The organism is Pseudomonas fluorescens, from assembly GCF_902497875.1.
GTDB classification, from domain to species: domain Bacteria; phylum Pseudomonadota; class Gammaproteobacteria; order Pseudomonadales; family Pseudomonadaceae; genus Aquipseudomonas; species Aquipseudomonas fluorescens_BR.
In genome coordinates, this window is record NZ_CABVHY010000145.1 from 1 (window position 1) to 1,279 (window position 1,279).

Annotated in this window: 3 protein-coding genes; 2 read left to right on the forward strand and 1 reads right to left on the reverse strand. The window is 64.4% G+C overall.

What is annotated here, in order from left to right; all coding sequences use genetic code 11:
• Positions 1–558 (reverse strand): ATP-binding cassette domain-containing protein (locus F8N85_RS34285; protein WP_150807691.1); only part of this gene is annotated, 558 nt, incomplete at its 3' end.
• 50 nt (positions 559–608) lie between these two features.
• Here F8N85_RS34285 and F8N85_RS34290 point away from each other — a divergent pair.
• Both F8N85_RS34290 and F8N85_RS35380 read left to right on the forward strand, forming a co-directional pair.
• Entirely contained in the window at positions 609–1,073 is a 465-nt protein-coding gene (locus F8N85_RS34290; RefSeq protein ID WP_150806107.1) for a TIGR02444 family protein, read from the forward strand.
• A gap of 18 nt (positions 1,074–1,091) precedes the next feature.
• The coding region (locus F8N85_RS35380) for a hypothetical protein (RefSeq protein WP_224795811.1) at positions 1,092–1,279 on the forward strand (188 nt) is incomplete at its 3' end.

Consider the following 1,279-nt stretch of genomic DNA (forward strand, 5'->3'; position numbering starts at 1 on the left):
CAGAATGGCGTCGAGGTCCAAGTGGTTGGTCGGCTCATCGAGCAACAACAGATCTGACGGACACATCAGTGCCTGCGCCAGGTTCAGACGCATTCGCCAGCCACCGGAGAAATCACCGACCTGGCGATCCATCTGCTCGTTGGTGAAGCCCAGACCTGCCAGCAGCTTGCGCGCCCGGGCATCGGCGGTGTAACCGTCGGCGCTATCGAGTTCGGCGTGCAGGCGCGCCTGAGCGGCACCGTCATGGGCCGCTTCGGCGTCGGCCAGCTCACGCTGCACCTCGCGCAGGCGCAGGTCGCCATCGAGCACATAGTCGACCGCTACCCGCTCAAGGGTGTCGACCTCCTGGCGCATATGGGCGATACGCCAGTCCGCCGGCAGGAAGCAGTCGCCCGAGTCAGGGGTCAATTCCCCCTGGAGCAAGGCGAACAGGCTGGATTTACCGGCGCCGTTGGCACCGATCAGGCCGGCTTTGTGACCGGCGTGCAGGGTCAGCTCGGCGTCTTCTAGCAGACGTTGCGGGCCACGCTGTAATGTTAGGCTTTGAAGTCGGATCATAATGGCGGCGGAGTCTACCAGCTTCGCTCGCAACTGGCGCGAGAAGGAATATGTCCTCTGACCTGTGGAGCTCTACCCTGACGACCTACGCCCGACCCGGCGTCGAACGGGCCTGCCTGGAACTGCAGAGTGCGGGCGCCAATGTCTGCCTGCTGTTGTGCGCGGTCTGGCTTGGCCAGCGTGGCGTGGTCTGCAATGCCCAACGTCTGCAGCAGCTGCAGTTACTGGCCGGCCCCTGGCATGACGATGTCGTGCAACCCCTGCGGCAACTGCGCCAGCAATGGCGCTCGGCGGCCCTTGAGGATGTGCAACTGACTATTCTGCGCGAACAGGTCAAGGCGCTTGAGCTCGAAGCGGAGCGACAGTTGTTGTTGCGACTGGAGACGACGGCACGAGACTGGCCAGAAGAGGAGGCAAAGGATTTGCCAGCCTGGCTGGAAGGAGTGGCGGTACAAGCCACCACCCTGAACCGCGACGCGCTGAATGAACTGCGCGTCGCGGTAACCGGGGCTTAGGAAGCGCTGGTTGGGGTGATGCTGCTCGCAGAGGCTGCTGGCGTTGTTACAGGCGACGCTGCAGGCGTGCTCGCAGTCGGTGCCGGCGATGCTGCTGGCGCTGGAGTCGCAGGCTTGGCCGCGACAGCAGCTGTTGCTGGCTTAGCGGCGACCGGCTTTTTCACGGCGGGTTTGGGTGCCGGCCTGGCAGCAGGTTTGGCGGCGGG